Annotated in this window: 11 protein-coding genes; 7 read left to right on the top strand and 4 right to left on the bottom strand. The window is 71.4% G+C overall.

Annotated elements, in window-relative coordinates; genetic code table 11:
- Positions 1–1,171: 1,171 nt before the first annotated feature.
- Both EMA17_RS04975 and EMA17_RS04980 read left to right on the top strand, forming a co-directional pair.
- On the top strand, positions 1,172–1,987 hold the full coding sequence (locus EMA17_RS04975) for a hypothetical protein (RefSeq protein ID WP_126635677.1): 816 nt from the start codon (positions 1,172–1,174) through the stop codon (positions 1,985–1,987).
- A gap of 473 nt (positions 1,988–2,460) precedes the next feature.
- Positions 2,461–4,179, top strand: a complete 1,719-nt coding sequence (locus tag EMA17_RS04980) for a helix-hairpin-helix domain-containing protein (RefSeq protein WP_218042665.1) — start codon at positions 2,461–2,463, stop codon at positions 4,177–4,179.
- A gap of 42 nt (positions 4,180–4,221) precedes the next feature.
- Here the strand turns inward: EMA17_RS04980 and EMA17_RS04985 are convergent, their stop codons facing one another.
- The 3 genes from EMA17_RS04985 to EMA17_RS04995 form a co-directional block, all read right to left on the bottom strand.
- Positions 4,222–5,319: an ABC transporter ATP-binding protein gene (locus EMA17_RS04985; protein WP_126635679.1), complete on the bottom strand. Its 1,098-nt coding sequence runs from the start codon at positions 5,317–5,319 to the stop codon at positions 4,222–4,224.
- A 190-nt stretch (positions 5,320–5,509) separates the two neighbouring features.
- Positions 5,510–6,328 carry an MOSC domain-containing protein gene (locus EMA17_RS04990; RefSeq protein WP_126635680.1) on the bottom strand — a complete coding sequence of 273 codons (819 nt, stop codon included), beginning with the start codon at positions 6,326–6,328 and terminating at the stop codon, positions 5,510–5,512.
- Positions 6,329–6,470: 142 nt separating this feature from the next.
- Positions 6,471–6,992 carry a DUF6643 family protein gene (locus EMA17_RS04995; protein ID WP_174861307.1) on the bottom strand — a complete coding sequence of 174 codons (522 nt, stop codon included), beginning with the start codon at positions 6,990–6,992 and terminating at the stop codon, positions 6,471–6,473.
- Positions 6,993–9,456: 2,464 nt separating this feature from the next.
- Here EMA17_RS04995 and EMA17_RS05000 point away from each other — a divergent pair.
- The 3 genes from EMA17_RS05000 to EMA17_RS05010 all read left to right on the top strand — a co-directional run bounded on the left by EMA17_RS05000 (position 9,457) and on the right by EMA17_RS05010 (position 11,816).
- Complete coding sequence (locus tag EMA17_RS05000; RefSeq protein WP_126635681.1) at positions 9,457–9,639, top strand: hypothetical protein; 183 nt, start codon at positions 9,457–9,459, stop codon at positions 9,637–9,639.
- A 170-nt stretch (positions 9,640–9,809) separates the two neighbouring features.
- A complete protein-coding gene (locus EMA17_RS05005) occupies positions 9,810–10,844 on the top strand; it encodes an ADP-ribosylglycohydrolase family protein (protein WP_126635682.1) in 1,035 nt (344 codons plus the stop codon).
- Positions 10,845–10,973: 129 nt separating this feature from the next.
- Positions 10,974–11,816, top strand: a complete 843-nt coding sequence (locus EMA17_RS05010; protein ID WP_126635683.1) for a MerR family transcriptional regulator — start codon at positions 10,974–10,976, stop codon at positions 11,814–11,816.
- A 588-nt stretch (positions 11,817–12,404) separates the two neighbouring features.
- Here the strand turns inward: EMA17_RS05010 and EMA17_RS05015 are convergent.
- The gene (locus tag EMA17_RS05015; RefSeq protein ID WP_126635684.1) at positions 12,405–12,797 is read right to left on the bottom strand and encodes a cupin domain-containing protein; all 393 of its coding nucleotides are present in this window, start codon (positions 12,795–12,797) and stop codon (positions 12,405–12,407) included.
- A 209-nt stretch (positions 12,798–13,006) separates the two neighbouring features.
- Between EMA17_RS05015 and EMA17_RS05020 the strand changes: the two genes are divergently transcribed.
- Together EMA17_RS05020 and EMA17_RS53230 are read left to right on the top strand one after the other, a co-directional pair.
- On the top strand, positions 13,007–13,420 hold the full coding sequence (locus EMA17_RS05020; RefSeq protein WP_371862959.1) for a MarR family winged helix-turn-helix transcriptional regulator: 414 nt from the start codon (positions 13,007–13,009) through the stop codon (positions 13,418–13,420).
- Between the two features lie 776 nt (positions 13,421–14,196).
- Positions 14,197–14,445, top strand: coding sequence for an ATP-binding protein (locus EMA17_RS53230; RefSeq protein ID WP_218042666.1), 249 nt, complete (start codon positions 14,197–14,199; stop codon positions 14,443–14,445).
- Positions 14,446–14,584: the final 139 nt, after the last annotated feature.

Genomic DNA, 14,584 nt, shown 5'->3' on the forward strand with positions numbered 1-14,584 from the left:
GCCTCGTCGGTCGGTACGGAGCCGCCGGTGGTGCGGTTCGGCGGGTTGCGGGTTGCGGGTTCCGGCAGATCCGTGTCCGGCCGGCCCGGGTGTGGCGCATTGCCTGCTCGGGGATCGGCGGGGGCTCCCACTTCAGGGTTGCGGGCGGGTCGGGGCGGCCGGTCGGGAGCAGCCGGGTGGTGTGTTCGCAGAGCATCGATGGGAAGTCCGGTACGTGGTCGAGGCCGCCTTGGGTGGTCTTGATGTCGATCCTGGTGTCCTTCCCGCCCTCCGGTGCACTGCCGGGCGGTGGGCACGGTATTGCCGCAGGGCCGACGGGCGAGGTGGTGGCCGGAGGTGTGGCCGCTCGGGTGTCGGTCGGTCCTGGTTGGTTGGGTGTGCGGAGGGTGTGGCTCGCGGGCTCTCGGGCTCGTGGGCTCTCGGGGCGAGGTCGGTGATCGGGTGTTCCGGGGCGTGCGGGTCGGTGGGTTTCGCTGAATCGGGTGGGTCGAGGGGCGCGGCTTCGGTGCGGCGGAAGGCGTCGGAGGGCTGGGTGCGGCAGTTTGGGACCATCGATTCCGGCGAGGGTCGGTGACACCGGCGCGGCCGGTTGTATGTCGGGGTGTTCGAGCGGACGAGTGTGGGTCGGGTGTGGCTGACGTGAGTGTGGGCGGTGCGGGCGGCGTGAACGGCGGCGGTGCGGGAGCCGATCCGGAGGATGTGACCGAGTGTCGGGCCGGGGCCGGCCCGGGGGCCGCGGCGACCCGGGCCGGCTCCGAGCACGCGCCGTCGGATCCGGCGCCCGAACCGTCGGACGCTCGGGACGGCCGGCCGAAGGCCGACCCGGTGGCCCTCCTGCGCGACCAACTCGCGAGGTTGGCTCGCGGCGAGGCCCCAGAGGTCGTCGGCGGCGTGGCGCATATCGAGACCGCCGACCCGAACCACGCCGAACGTGCCCGCCGCCGCACCACGGTGGCCGCGGAAGCCGCCGAGGCCGCCGCGATTGCCGCCGCCGAAGCGGAGGCCGCCGCCGAGGCCGCGGCCGAGGCCGAGAAGGCCCGCGCCGAGGAGGCTTCCGCCGACTCGACCACTACAGAGGATCCGCCGCCCGCCCCCTCGTCGACGGCCGAGGGGGCCCATCGGGAGCCCGAGACGGGCGGCGATGCGGCGCCTCGTCGGGAGCCTGAGGCTGGTGAAGGGGCAGCGCTTCGTCGGGAGCCGGAAGCCGGTGAAGAGGCAGCGCCTCAACGAGACCCGGAAGCCGGTGAAGGGGCAGGGTCGCGCCGTGAGCCTGACGTGGGCGGCGGCGCGTCGCCTCGTCGGGAGGCCGGGAAAGGGGCTGCGCCTCGTCGGGAGCCGGAAGCCGGTGAAGGGACAGGCGTACGCCGAGAGCCTGAGGCCGGTGAAGAGGCAGCGCCTCAACGAGGCCTGGAAGCCGGTGAAGGGGCAGCGTCGCGCCGTGAGCCTGAGGCGGGCGCCGATGCGTCGCTCCGTCGGGAGCCTGAGGCTGGTGAAGGGGCAGCGCTTCGTCGGGAGCCGGAAGCCGGTGAAGGGGCAGGGTCGCGCCGTGAACCTGAGGTGGGCGGCGATGCGTCGCTTCGTCGGGATTCCGAGGTCGGTGAAGAGGCAGCGCCTCAACGAGGCCCGGAAGCCGGTGAAGGGGCAGGGTCGCGTCGAGAGCCTGAGGTGGGCGGCGATGCGTCGCTTCGTCGGGAGCCTGAGGCTGGTGAAGGGGCAGCGCCTCGTCGAGAGTCGGAAGCCGGTGGAGAGGCACGGGCGCGCCGTGAGCCTGAGGCCGGGGAAGGGGCAGCGTCTCGTCGGGAGCCGGAAGTCGGGGACGGGGCGGCGTCCCGGCGGGGGGAGGCCGGGGGCGGTGGAGAAGCGTCGGTCCTTCGGGGTGCCCGGCGCGTTCCTCGGCGCGTTCGTGACCTGGACCTTCCGCCGGATCCGGACAGTGAGGGCGTCGCGGTCGAATCCGAGGTGCCGGCTCCCGGCGACGTGGCGATGATCGAGCCGGTTGACGAGGGTGCGGCGCTCGCTCCTCGGTCGGCGGAGCCGGTCGGCAGCGGTGATGTGCCGTTCTCGGCCGGTGAGGGCGCGGTTCGACCGCCGACCGCCGCCGACGCGATGGCCGCGACGCCGAAGCCCGTCGGCGAGGGCGCGGCGGATTCCGACGGCGAGTCGAATCGGGACTCCGCGGGTGCCGCTCGCACCGCTCGGGATCGGGCAGTGGCGGCGACGGCACCTCATCCACAACCACACGCCGCGAGCGATGCCGTCGTTGCGTCGGACGGCGACAGCGACGGGTCGGACCTGGCCGGGGGCCGTGGCGGCCTCGCTCCCGGCGGGGACGGCGGTGGGTCCCGGCGGGTGGGCGTCGCCGCGGGCGGTGGCCACGAGCGTGGGGCTTGGGGGCGGCCCGGTGTCGAGGGTGCCGCCGACCCGGGGACGGCGGAGGTGGAGCGGCGGCCGTTCGGTGTCGTGGTCGCCGATGTTGCTCGGCTGCTGCGGGCCGCCGGGGCTCCCGAGGCGATGGCTCCCCAGGTGGTCGCCGCGCTGGGGGGCGAGGCGGCGGAGTTGTTGGTGGGCGATCCGTGGGCCTTGCTCGGGGTGGCGGGGATCGCGCCGCAGCAGGCCGACCTGTTCGCGCGTGGGGCGCTTGGCGCCGGGTGGGCCGCCGACGATCCTCGGCGGGTGCGGGCGATTGTGCTCTGGCTGCTTCGACGGGCCGCTCGCCAGGGGGATACGGCGATCGAGGCCGACGCCGTTCGGGCGGCGCTCGGGCACTTCGAGGTGGGTGAGCCCGATACCGCGTTGCGCGCCATATTGGCCGAGGGCCGGGTGATGGCCTTCGCCGCGGTGCCGCCCGCCTCCGCCGAGGCGGGCGGCGAGGAGGATGGCGACTTCGACGAAACGGACGACGACGGCGGCGACTTCGAGGCCGACTTCGAAGAGCCCGACGAACTCGCCGCCGCCGGTGGTGTGCTGCTGGCCCTGGACGACTACGCCCTCGCGGAGGAGGCCATCGCGGAAGCGGTCGTCCGGTTGATGTCGACGGTCGAACCCCGGCCGGAGTTCGGCGACGGCAAGTTGGACCGGGTGCTGGCATCGACCGGCGTGGTGCTCTACGCCGCGGGTCCCGGCGAGGAACCGCCCGCCGCGATTTCGGCCGTGGTGGCGAAGGTTCGTGCGGCCGGACTTCGGGTGGCCGTGGTCGCCCCGACCACCGACGGTCGGGATCGCCTCGGCGCCGGCGCGGTCGGCCTGCGCGAACTGGCCGCGATGGAACGTGGCCCGGACGGCACCCTCGAACTCGACCTCCTCGTCGTCACGGACGCGACCCTGCTCGACGTCACGGCCGCGGCGGCGATCTTCGAGGCGGTCCCCGACGGCGCCAGGCTCCTGCTGGCCGGCGACCCGGCCGGCCTCGAATCGACCGGTCCGGGACGGGTGTTCACCGACCTGGCGGCCACCGGGGCGATCCGCGCGCTGGTCGCGCCGAACGTCCCGGACGGACCCCTCGAAGCGCTCGCCGACGGCATCCGGGACGGCAAACTGCCACCGATCCGGGATCCCGAGCGCCGCGTCGTGCTGATCCCCGCCCGCACCGGCGAGGAAGCCGCCCATCGCTGCGCCCAGTTGGTCGCCGACTCGATTCCGAGGGCGATCGGGATCGCGGCGCGGGACGTGCTGGTCGTCGCTCCCCTGGCCACGGGGCCCGCCGGTGCGAACGCGCTCAACGCCGCCCTGAAGGCGCGGCTCAACCCGGGTTCCGGCGGCGGAGGTTCGTCGACTCCGGGCGGCATCGACGTCGGCGACCGGGTGATCCGGGCCATAGCCGACCCGAGTTGCGGAGTGGTCCAGGGGACGGTTCGCGAACTCCTGCCCGACGGCCGGGCGGTCGTGGTTTTCGGGACGGCCGCGCCGGAGGCGGTGCAGCCGACGGAACTTCGCCACGGCTGGGCCTTGACGGCCCGTCAATCCCTGGGCGTGCGGCGGGCGGCCGCGGTGGTCGTACTGCCCGCCGAAGGCTCCGACGCCTACACCAGGGCCCTCGTGTACACGCTCGTCACCCGAGGCGAGCGCCACGTCTCGATCGTGCACGCGGCCGGTCCCGCCCTCGCCGCGGCGGTGTCCGCCGACCCGACCCGGCAGCGAACCACCCACCTGCGACAGGCGTTCGCGGAGGCGGCCGGCTGAGGGCACCTCGGTGCCCGGGCTCGCCGAGCCCGGGCACCGAGGTCAGTCGCCGAGGCGTTCGCCGGTGGACTTCGAGAACATGTGGATCTCGTCGACGCGCGGGGTCACCCGCAGCGTCTCGCCCTTGTGCGGAACACGGTCGCCGGGCACCCGGACGACCAGGGGCGCGGGCGAGCCGTCGACCCGGGCGGTGCCGTACACGTAGGCGTCGGAGCCCAGTTCCTCGACCACGTCCACCGTGACGGACAGGCCGCCGGCGTCGGCATCGGAGGTGACCTCGAGGTGCTCCGGGCGGATGCCGACCGTGACCCGCTCGGCCTTCTCGGCGCGGGTCGTTTCCAGCGCCTCTCGGGTGAGCGGGATCGGGACGTCGCCGAAGCGCAGGCCGTCCTCGGTCGGTTCGGTGTCGATCAGGTTCATCGACGGCGAGCCGATGAAGCCGGCCACGAACACGTTGTTCGGGTGCTCGTACATCCGACGCGGGGTGTCGACCTGTTGGAGGATGCCGTCGCGGAGTACCGCGACGCGGTCGCCCATGGTCATCGCCTCGACCTGGTCGTGCGTCACGTAGACCGTGGTGGTCCCCAACCGCCTTTGCAGGCCCGCGATTTGGATGCGGGTCTGGACGCGGAGTTTGGCGTCGAGGTTGGACAGCGGCTCGTCCATGAGGAATACGCGCGGTTCGCGGACGATCGCGCGGCCCATCGCGACGCGTTGACGCTGGCCGCCGGAGAGCGCCTTCGGCTTACGGTCGAGGTATTCGGTGAGGTCGAGGATCCTCGCGGCCTCGGTGACGCGTCGGGCGATCTCGTCCTTCGGCCGATGTGCGATCTTGAGCGCGAAGGCCATGTTCTCGGCCACCGACATGTGCGGGTAGAGCGCGTAATTCTGGAACACCATCGCGATGTCGCGGTCCTTGGGTTCGAGATTGGTGACATCGCGGTCGCCGATGCGAATCGTGCCCGAGTTCACGTCCTCCAGGCCCGCGAGCATGCGCAGGGCCGTGCTCTTCCCGGAGCCGGACGGGCCGACCAGGACGAGGAATTCGCCATCGCCGATCTCGAGCGAGAGCTGGTCGACGGCGGGCCTGTCGCCCTTGGTGTACCGGCGGGTGGCCCGGTCGAACGTGACGGTAGCCATGGAGTCGCGCCCCTCACCCGGCAGGAACGTGCCGGACGGTCCTAGGTAGTGGGGGTATCAGCGTGTCGGGGGAGCGGGGGCGTGGGGTCGGGGCGCGCGGACGATGTCACCCACGTGAGTGATGCCGGTGCGCCGGGTGGCACCGCAGCGGTGCGGTGCGGTGTGGTGCGGCGCGCTGCGCGCGGTGCGATCAGTCCGTTTCGAGGACTTCGAAGGTGTCGCCCACGTGGAGGATGCCGGTGGTGTGGGCGGGGAGTTCGGGGACGAGGTTCTGGCCGAAGACCAGCTTCGTACCGAAGCGGCGGTGCTTGCCGAGGGCCCGGAGCGGTTCGGGGCCGCGTTCCCCGGTCCGCTGGTCGGTGGTGGTGATGACGCAGCGCGAACACGGCTTGACCACGCGGAAGACGACGTCGCCGATCCGGATCCGACGCCAGTGGTCCTCGGCCCAGGCCTCGGGCTCGTCGATGACCACGTTGGGGCGGAAACGGTTCATCGGCAGGGGGGATTCGATGAGAGCGTTCAGTGCTTCGAGTGACCCCGTCGTGGTCAGGAGCAGCGGAAATCCGTCCGCGAAGCTCACCCGATCGGATGAGTCCGCGAACTCTTGATCGGGCATCCGTCGGGTCGGGTCGTCCAAGTAGACGAGCCGCACATCGATGCCCAGCAGCTTCCCGAACCACGTATGCGCGTCGTCCGGGCCCACGGCGGCCTCGACCTCGTCGTTCCAGACCGTCACCGGCACGAGCCGGACCTCGGCGGGCGGCTCGACCCGGAGTTCGTCCATCGAGGGCGCGTGGACGACCAAGCGCCCGCCGTGCTCTCGACGTACCGTCACGGTCGCGAGCAGGGGCTGCTTGCGCTGGCTGAGAAACCGTCCGGTCGTGTCCACCAACATCCAACGCCGGTCCCCGGCAAGGCCCCACGGCTCGACCACGGCCTCGGAGAGGTCGATACCACGGGTGGACTTGATCGGGTACATGTGCAGGGAGGCGAGGTGGCGGTGGTGCATGGCTTCACTGTTTCACGCCGGCCCGCGAGGGCCGACGGCGGATCGGCGTGGCGCCTCGGCTCGGGGACGGCCACGCGGGACGTACGGGTATGACGACTCTCGGAACTCGACCCGGCTCGGCGGCGCGCTCGGCGGCGTGCGCTCAGTAACGGGGCGGGAATTGGCCCGGCTCGCCCATGTTCGGCACACGCGGCGCGGGAACCTGCGGCGGCTGGACGTACTGCGCGGCGTACTGCCCGGCACCCGGCTGCGACGCCTGGTGCACGGTCGGCTGCGGAGCCTGCGGCGCGGCCGGGGCCATCGACGCGTAGCCCGACATGGGCGCGTTGTTGTACTGACCGCCCCCGTACTGCGGAGCGCCGCCGTACTGCGCGGGCACCGGCAGCGGCGCGGGCAGCGCGGGCATCGGCGCGGGCGCGTTGTAGCCGTAGCCCGGGGTCGACGAGCCGTAGGCGGGCGCGGGCGACGAGTACGAGGAGGGCAGCGCCGGGAGGGCGGGGAGCGCCGGTCGTTCGCCGAAGAGCGGGTGCATGGCGAAGTCCGGGAGGGGCACGTTGAAGGGGCCGATCTCCGGCCGGCCCCGTTCGGCCACCAGCCGGTCGTAGATCGGGGTCTCCGAATACGGCGAGTAGATGCCGCCGTCATAGGCGCGAGCCGAGGTCATGGCCGATAAGGTACGCGATTCGCGGCGCTTGCGAACCCCCTGGGTCATGACGAATTTCAGCGGGTTGCGTCTGAACTTCGTCAAGGCTTGCCAATAGCCCGTGCCGGGGTGCTTCCGCCGCCTGCGCAGGCGATGTGATAGGGCGTCACATTTAGGTCGATTCCGCAACCCTCGACACCCGCCGTTCACCAAGCCGACAGGCGGGGAGAGGGCGAGGCGACGGGGGCGCCCGCGGCGAAGGAGCCCGATCTCGACGGGAGGCATTCGGCGCAGCCTGCGGAGGCCGATTACGGGGCGCGGCCGCCAGAGCCGGCGGGTCGGTTTCGAGGGCAGGGATCGAGCCTGGCCCGGGGCCGTCGGCCGCGATGCGCGGATGCCTGATCCGGCGGGGCCACATTGCGATGGCAGGCGTTCGGACCCGCTTGGGGACGCCGGCTGCGATGCGAGGCCGCCGGACCTGGCGGGCCGATCTCGATGGCAGGCACTTGGACTCGCCTGGGGCGCCGGCCGGGACGCGCCGCCGCGTGACCTGGCGGGGCTGATCTCGACGGGACGTCGCGTCCTCGCTTGGGGGCGTCGGCTGCGATTCGCGGTTGCCGGACATGGCGGGGCTCACCCTGCGATGGCAGGTATTCGGACTCGCGTGGGGGTGCCGGTTGGGGTGCGCCGCCGCGTGACCCGGGGGCTGATCTCGATGGGAGGCATTCGGCGCAGCCTGCGGAGGCCGATTACGGGGCGCGGCTGCCAGAGCCGGCGGGGCCCGGTCTGGATGGCAGGGATCGGGCCTCGCCTGGGACGTCGGCCGCGATGCGAGGTTCCCGGACCTGGCGGGCTGATCTCGATGGGAGGCATTTGGACTTGCCTGGGGGCGCGTCGGTCGGGATGTGTCGCCGCGTGATCTGGCGGGCCCCGGTTTGGACGGCAGGGGTCGGGCCTTGCCGGGGGGTGCCGGCCGCGATGCGAGGTGGCCCGATCCGGTGGGGCCACCCTCGGCGGTAGGCATTGACTTGCCTGGGGTGCAGGCTGCGATGTGAGGTTGCCGGGCCTGGCGGGGTTGATCTCGATGGGATGCATTTGGACTTGCTTGGGATGTCGGCCGGGGCACGGTCACCTGACCCGGTGGGGCCGATTTCGACAGCAGGTCTCGTCTTGGTCTGGGGATGTCGGCTGTGGTGCGCCGCTGCGGTGACCCGGGGAGCCGATCTCGACGGCGGGCCTTGCCGGTGCCCTCGCCTGGGGGCGCTGGTCGGGGCGCCGCCGCCTGACCTGGTGGGCTCCTACCTCGACGGCAGGATGCGGGCCTCGCCGCTGGACTCCCGTCGCGCCGCTGTTCGACCGGCAGGTCTTCGGGCCGGCTGTGGGCTCGGCCTCGCTTCCGGATGCCCGCTGTGATGTACCGCTGCCCGACCCGGCAAGCTCTCGGGTCGACCGCAGGCAACGGGCCTCGCCTGCGGATTCCCGCCGCGTTGTGCCGCCACCCGGTCCTCAAGTCGACCGTACGCCTCGGGACTTGCTTCCGGGCGTCCGTTGCGATCTGCCGCTGCTGCCCGACCCGGCGGGTCCTCGGGTCGACTGCGGGGCGGACGTCGGCTGCGATGTGGCGTTGCCCGTTCCCCGGGCCGACCGCAGGTATCGGGCCCGCCTCGGACGCCCGTCGTGCCGCCGCCCGGTCCGGCGGGGGCCGGCCTCGACGGCGGGGCTCGGGTTCTCGCCTGCGGATACGGACTGCGATGCGCTGCTGCGGCGGACCCGGCGGGCTTCGACCTCGATCGCGGGGTTCGGGCCTTGCTCGCAGTTACCCGCTGCGGCCTGACCGGCAAGCCCTCGGGACAACCCCAGGGCCGGAGCCCCGCCCTTGGATGCCGGCCGGGATGCACCGCTGCCCGATTCGGCGGACCCACTCCCGGGTTGACCGCCGGGCCCGACCTTGCTCCCGGACGCCCGCCGCTGCCCGGCCTGGCGGCCCCACGCCGACCGCGCGGCTCGGGCCTCGCCCCGGATGCCCGTCGCGCCGCTGCCTCGACCCGACGGACCCTCAAGCCGACTGCAGGCCTCGGGCCTCGCTTCGGGACGTCCGCCCCAGCGCTGCCTGAACCGGCGGCCCCAAGTCCACTGCGACATGGCTTCGCTCGACCTGGAGGGCCCGAATCCCGACCGCAGGTCTCCACCCGGGTGCCCGCCGCGCCGCGCCCAGCCTGACCGGGCGGGCCGCAAGTCCGACCGTACGCTGTTGGCTTCGCTCAGGACGCCCGTCGTGACGGGCTGTGGCCGGCTGACCTGGTGGCCCCGAACCCGATCGCGGGCTGCCGGCCTCGCCCTTCGCCGCGCCGCCGCTCGGTCCGGGCCGGCCCGGCAAGCGGCTGAAGCCAAGGCTTCCCAATCGGTACGGGCAGCAATAACTTTGGGCGCCAAGATAGTCGAGTGGAGATCTTCCGATTGAAGACGATCTCACCGTGATATTCGGGTGGCGACGATCGAATTTGTCGAAGTTGGCTTTTGGATCGCCCGGGGCGAGGTCGCCTACCGGGAGATGATCACGGCGACGGTCGGAGTAGTGGGCAACGTCAAAATGCGAAATGCGCCTCGGAAGACTGCTTCCGAGGCGATTGACTTCGCGATTGTCAACTTCAAGATGATTGCTGCCTGATTGTGTGCTCTGGAGATTGGTTCGGCCGAGATGAGCCGTGCTGAGACGGTTGGCGGCAAGATGATTTGGCTTGAGATGGGCGATCCGGAGACGGTTGGTCCCGAGAGGCTTGCGGGAGGCATCGTCCTGGGCAAGAGCTTTCGGACCGGGTGTGATTCCCGGGAGAGTCGATGGGGCTCGATGGGTTCTGGGGTGATGGATTGGTGCGAGACGGATTGAGTCGGGAAAAGGGCGCGGGGGTTGATGCGTCGGTTGACGAGTTGCTGCCGCCGGCCGGGGGGATTGATCCGCCGCCGGTTCACGCGGTGTTGTTCGATCGGATCCACGGGGGATGGATCGGGCGATGCCTCGGTGCCCACGAGGCGAGGCGGGGAGCGGGTGCCGGGCTTGCCGAGGATCGCAGTGACGCGGTGGATCGGGCGGTTTTGAGCCTGCGGGTTTTGGAGCTGTACGGGCCGGGGTTCACGAGTGCCCAGGTCGGTGGATTGTGGTTGCGTACCCTGCCGTTCCTACGGCCCTTCGCGGCGGAGCAAGCCGCGTATCTGCGTTTGCTTGATGGGGAGTTGCCCCCGACCACGGCGGGTGATGGGAGCGGGTCGGGTGAGGCGATGATGCGGGCCGACCTGTACGGCTGTGTGGCACCCGGGGATCCTCGGCGCGCGGCTCGGTTGGCTCGGAAGGACGCGGTGGTCTCGCATGTCGGGGAGGGCATGTACGCCGCCATGTGGTGTGCCGCCCTGGCGGCGGCGGCCTGCACGGCTCGGGACGCGGCGCAGGCGGTCGGAGTCTCGTTGCGGCACGTTCCGACGGAGTCGGGGGTGTCGCGGGTGGTTCGTGATGTGTTGGTTGCGTATGCGCGTGGGTGGGCCTGGGATCAGGTGGTGGCCGAGGTACGACGGGGGGCCGGGGGCGATGATCGGCACGCCGCGTTGGGGAGCGCTGGGCTGATCGCGGCCGGGTTGTTGTGGGGTGACGCCGACCCCGCTCGGCAGATCGGGCTGACTGTGCGCGATGGGTGGGATGTTCATGCCACCGCGCCGCTGGTGGGCTCGATCGCGGGCGTGTTGCATGGTGCCGAGGCGGGATGGCCGGCGGAGGCGGCGACTCGGGTCGGGACCGCGCTGCCCGGGGAAGGCGTTTGTCCCTTGGGGGAGTTGGCACGTCGGACTCTGGCGGTGAGCGGTACGGAGTTGCCCCTGATGTGACGGTCGGACCACGGGCGGGGCGGCCCGCCGGCCGCCAGGGCCTGGCTCCGATGGAACCCGGATGGTGTTGCACCTGTCGTAGCGGCATGTGGTGTGGTCGAGGCACCACAGCACGAAAGGCTCTGTCTGATGTACCCCTCCATCACGCCTCCCCGCCGGGTCAAGATCGGTGATGCGGCCGCGTTCGCCGGGACCACCCCACGTGCCATCCGCCACTACCACGAGATCGGCCTGCTGCCGGAGCCGGAACGAGGCGGAGACGGGCGCCGCCGCTACGGCTACGACGACATGATCCGCCTGCTGTGGATCCGCAGGATGGCGGCGGTCGGCATCGGCCTGGACGATATGCGGGCCGCCTTCGACGAAGCCTGGGACATCGAGGAGATCCTGAGCAGGTTGGAGGAAACGTTGGCGGCGCGGGAGGCCGAAATCGAACGTCAGCGTGCGGCCGTCCAGCGCCTGCAGGCGCTGGACAGCCCGCTGGGATTGCTCTCCGAACTGGTCACGGACCGGCTCGCCCATCTGCCCCCGGGCGCGCTGCGTGCCTCCGACCTGGACACCCTGTTGGTCACGGAACGGGTCTTCGGCCCACTGGGCGCCGCCATTCAAGCCGGCGTGTTCATCGTGCTGGCGACCCACCCCGACCTGAGGGCCGAGGACGACCGTCTCGACGCCGCCGAGGCCGCCCTCGACGACGGCGTCGATGTGCACGATCCGCGCGTCGAAGAACTCGCCGTACAACGATGCGCCCAACAAATGGCCCTGGAGCAGGCCGGCGAGGCAGCCGGGCTGGACGCGGACGAGGAGAAGCTCTTCGAGATCTACGACGCCGACCTGGAAGGGAGGGAGGACACAAGGATGAGCCCCATCGAAGCGATCACGAAAATGCCCTACGACTTCTCCCCCGCCCGGATGCGCTGTATGGAACTCACGGCACGACTCCTCGCCGACGCCCACTCCGCGGACCACTGATCGCCCGTGCCTGGGGCCGACGCGATCCGGCCGCGGGTCGTATCCATCCACATGGGACCGGTCGCATCGGGCGTACGTGGGGAGTTCGAGCCGGCCGCCCGACACTGGCCGGGCGCGGTGCGGTGGCTGAGTGCGGGTCCGGGGTGGGCGATTCGTGCCGACCGGGGTGGTTGCGCTGTGGGGGTCGGCCGCAGCCGGTGCCGGGTGCTCGCTGAGATGTCGGCAGGCGGGCGGCTGCCGTTGGGGCCGGCGGTGGGCGAGGCGTGGTGCCTGATGCGGGTGCCGGGTTGCACGAGCCGGTGCGTGGGGGTTGCCCCCGCCAAGGTTTCTGTGTGCTGGGGTGGTTGGCGCGGCGCACGTTGCCTCCGAGGAGGAACGGCCGGGCTGCGGGCCGTGGATTGGGCGGGTGTGCTTCCACCGGGAGGTGGCATCGGAGCGCCCGGGTCGATTTTGGTGGTTTGGCCGGGGCCTAGGTGAGGTGTGGGGTGTCTGGTCGGGCGAGCCTCAGCGTGTGCGTTCGCGTTGCCAAGGACTCTGCGTCGATGGGGAGTTGGCGGGATGTGCCTGGTGGCGGTGGGGCTTGGCGAGCTAGGCGATCCAGGGCGGGGTGATTCGGTTGGAGCGAGAGTTGGGGTCGGAGGTGGGGACGTATGCGTGGGATTGGGCGGGGGAGGTCGCTATCGCGGAGAAGCCGGATTCCGGGTGTGCGTGGAGTTGGCGAGGGGTGTCGGCCGGGAGGATCAGGGTGTCGCCCGTGGTTGCGGTGAATTGGTCGTTGTCGATGGTGACGGTGAGGGCGCCGGCGATGATGGTCCAGATTTGTTCGGTGTCGATGGTGTGGAGGGGGCCGGTGGTTGCCGGGGACATGTCGACGCGCCACAGGGCTGTGTCGGTGCCGCCCTGGGTGGGGGAGGCGTAGGTGGTCATGACGGCGTTGGGGGTCTTGGTGACGCGGGCTTCGGTGTCGCGGATGACAGGCATGTGGTGATCTCCTAGACTCGTGGCAATTCGACAACGTTGTTGTCTTTGCTTGCGAGTCAGATAGTGAACCAGGTTGTCTATCTGTGTCAAGAGAGTCGTCAGGAGACGTGTTCATGGCTGCTTCGGGAGCGGGCGGAGCCGATGCGGACGGAGCGGCTGCGGAGCCGCCCGGCTTCGAGTTGCCCTTGCGGCTGTTGATGGCCTTTCGGGTGTTGATCGACGAGGTGCATGCGGAGTTGGCTCGTCAGGGGCATCCGGACATGCGGCCCATGCATGGCTTCGTGTTTCAGGCGATCGGTCCGCACGGGACCACGGCGGCGGATCTCGGGCGGCTGTTGGGGGTTTCGAAGCAGGCGGCGGGCAAGACGATCGATGGGCTGGAGCAGTTGGGCTATGTCGAGCGGCACACGGATCCGAATGACGCGCGGCGCAAGCTGGTTGGGCTCACCGCGCATGGGGTCGACTCGTTGGTGAAGTCGGCCGCGATCTTCGAGGACGTCAGGGCCAAGTGGGCGGACCGACTCGGCGCGGATCGGTTGCGTGCGCTGGAGGAGGACCTTCGGGTGATGACGCCCGGGGACACGATCCACCTCGACATGCCGGCCTGGTTCGGCGGCGGCTGAGCGGCTGAGCCGACGGCGGCCGAACGGCCTCGGGCCCGCGCCCGCGCCCGCGCTTGGCATCCGCGCTTCCGCGCCCGAGTTCCCGCTCGCGGGCCCCACCCGGGCACACGCCCTCGCCCCGCCCTCGTCCTCGCCCTCGCTTGCCCCGGGACCTCGGCCCCCGCGTCCGTGTTCCCGTCCCGGGCCCGCGCGTCCGTGGCCCCCGGGCTCTTCGACCCGCGCCTCCGCCGAAACTCCGCCCTTGCCTCGTGTCCAGCTCCGGAAGCTCCGCCCTCGCCTCGTGTCTGCTCCGGGGCGTCCGCCCCTGTGCCCGTGTTCTCGCGCCCGTGGCCCCGTCGGCTGCCCCGCGCCTGCTGCGGCATCTCTGCCTCGGCCCGCGCCTGCCCCGGGAATTCCGACCCTGTGCCCAGGATCCCGCCCCGACGCCGTGCGTCCGTGTTCCTCGTGCGCCCCCGCGCTGTCTGTCCCGGGGCGCCCCTGTGGCCACGGAGGAGGGTGGGTTCCGGCTTGGCCTGGCTTCATGACGCGGCAGGTGAGCACGGTGGTGCTGATGTGTGGTCTTCCGGGGGCGGGCAAGAGCACTTACGCGATGGAACCGGTGCGACGCGCGGTTACGTTCGGCTCTCGATCGACGAGGTGGTCTGGCGACGACTCGGGCAGCGTGACGCCGGCCTGGTCCTGGAGGCGGAGGCCTTCGATCGGCCCAAGGAAGAGGTCCGCCGCGAGCAGCGGCGGGAGTTGGTCGAGCTGATATCGCGGCGGGGCGGGACGTGGTCGTGGACTACAGCTTCTGGAGTTACAAGGCGCTGGTCGAAAGTCACGGCTGTCGCTGGGAATTGCTCCATCTCAAGGCCGATCGGACGGTGCTGGAGCGTCGCCTCGCGGTACGGAACGGCGAGGAGGGCGCCAACTCCGTCACCGTGGACGCGAAGCTGTTCAACCGCTACCCGACCAACTTCGAGGAACCGAATGGAGAGGGTGGGCAGGTCGTCACACAATCCCCGGCTCGAGGACCTGGGACCTGATGAAGCCCCCCGAACGATCGGACGGATGTCACCGGACACCCAACCGGCCTGTGCGATCGGAGCACGTGTGCCGATCGCGGAGCCGCCGTTCCGGCCGAGTACGCGGCCGCCCCGCCAGTGGCCGGGCACGGCCCGATCG

The sequence above is a fragment of the Embleya hyalina genome (assembly GCF_003967355.1).
In the GTDB taxonomy this organism is placed as follows: domain Bacteria; phylum Actinomycetota; class Actinomycetes; order Streptomycetales; family Streptomycetaceae; genus Embleya; species Embleya hyalina.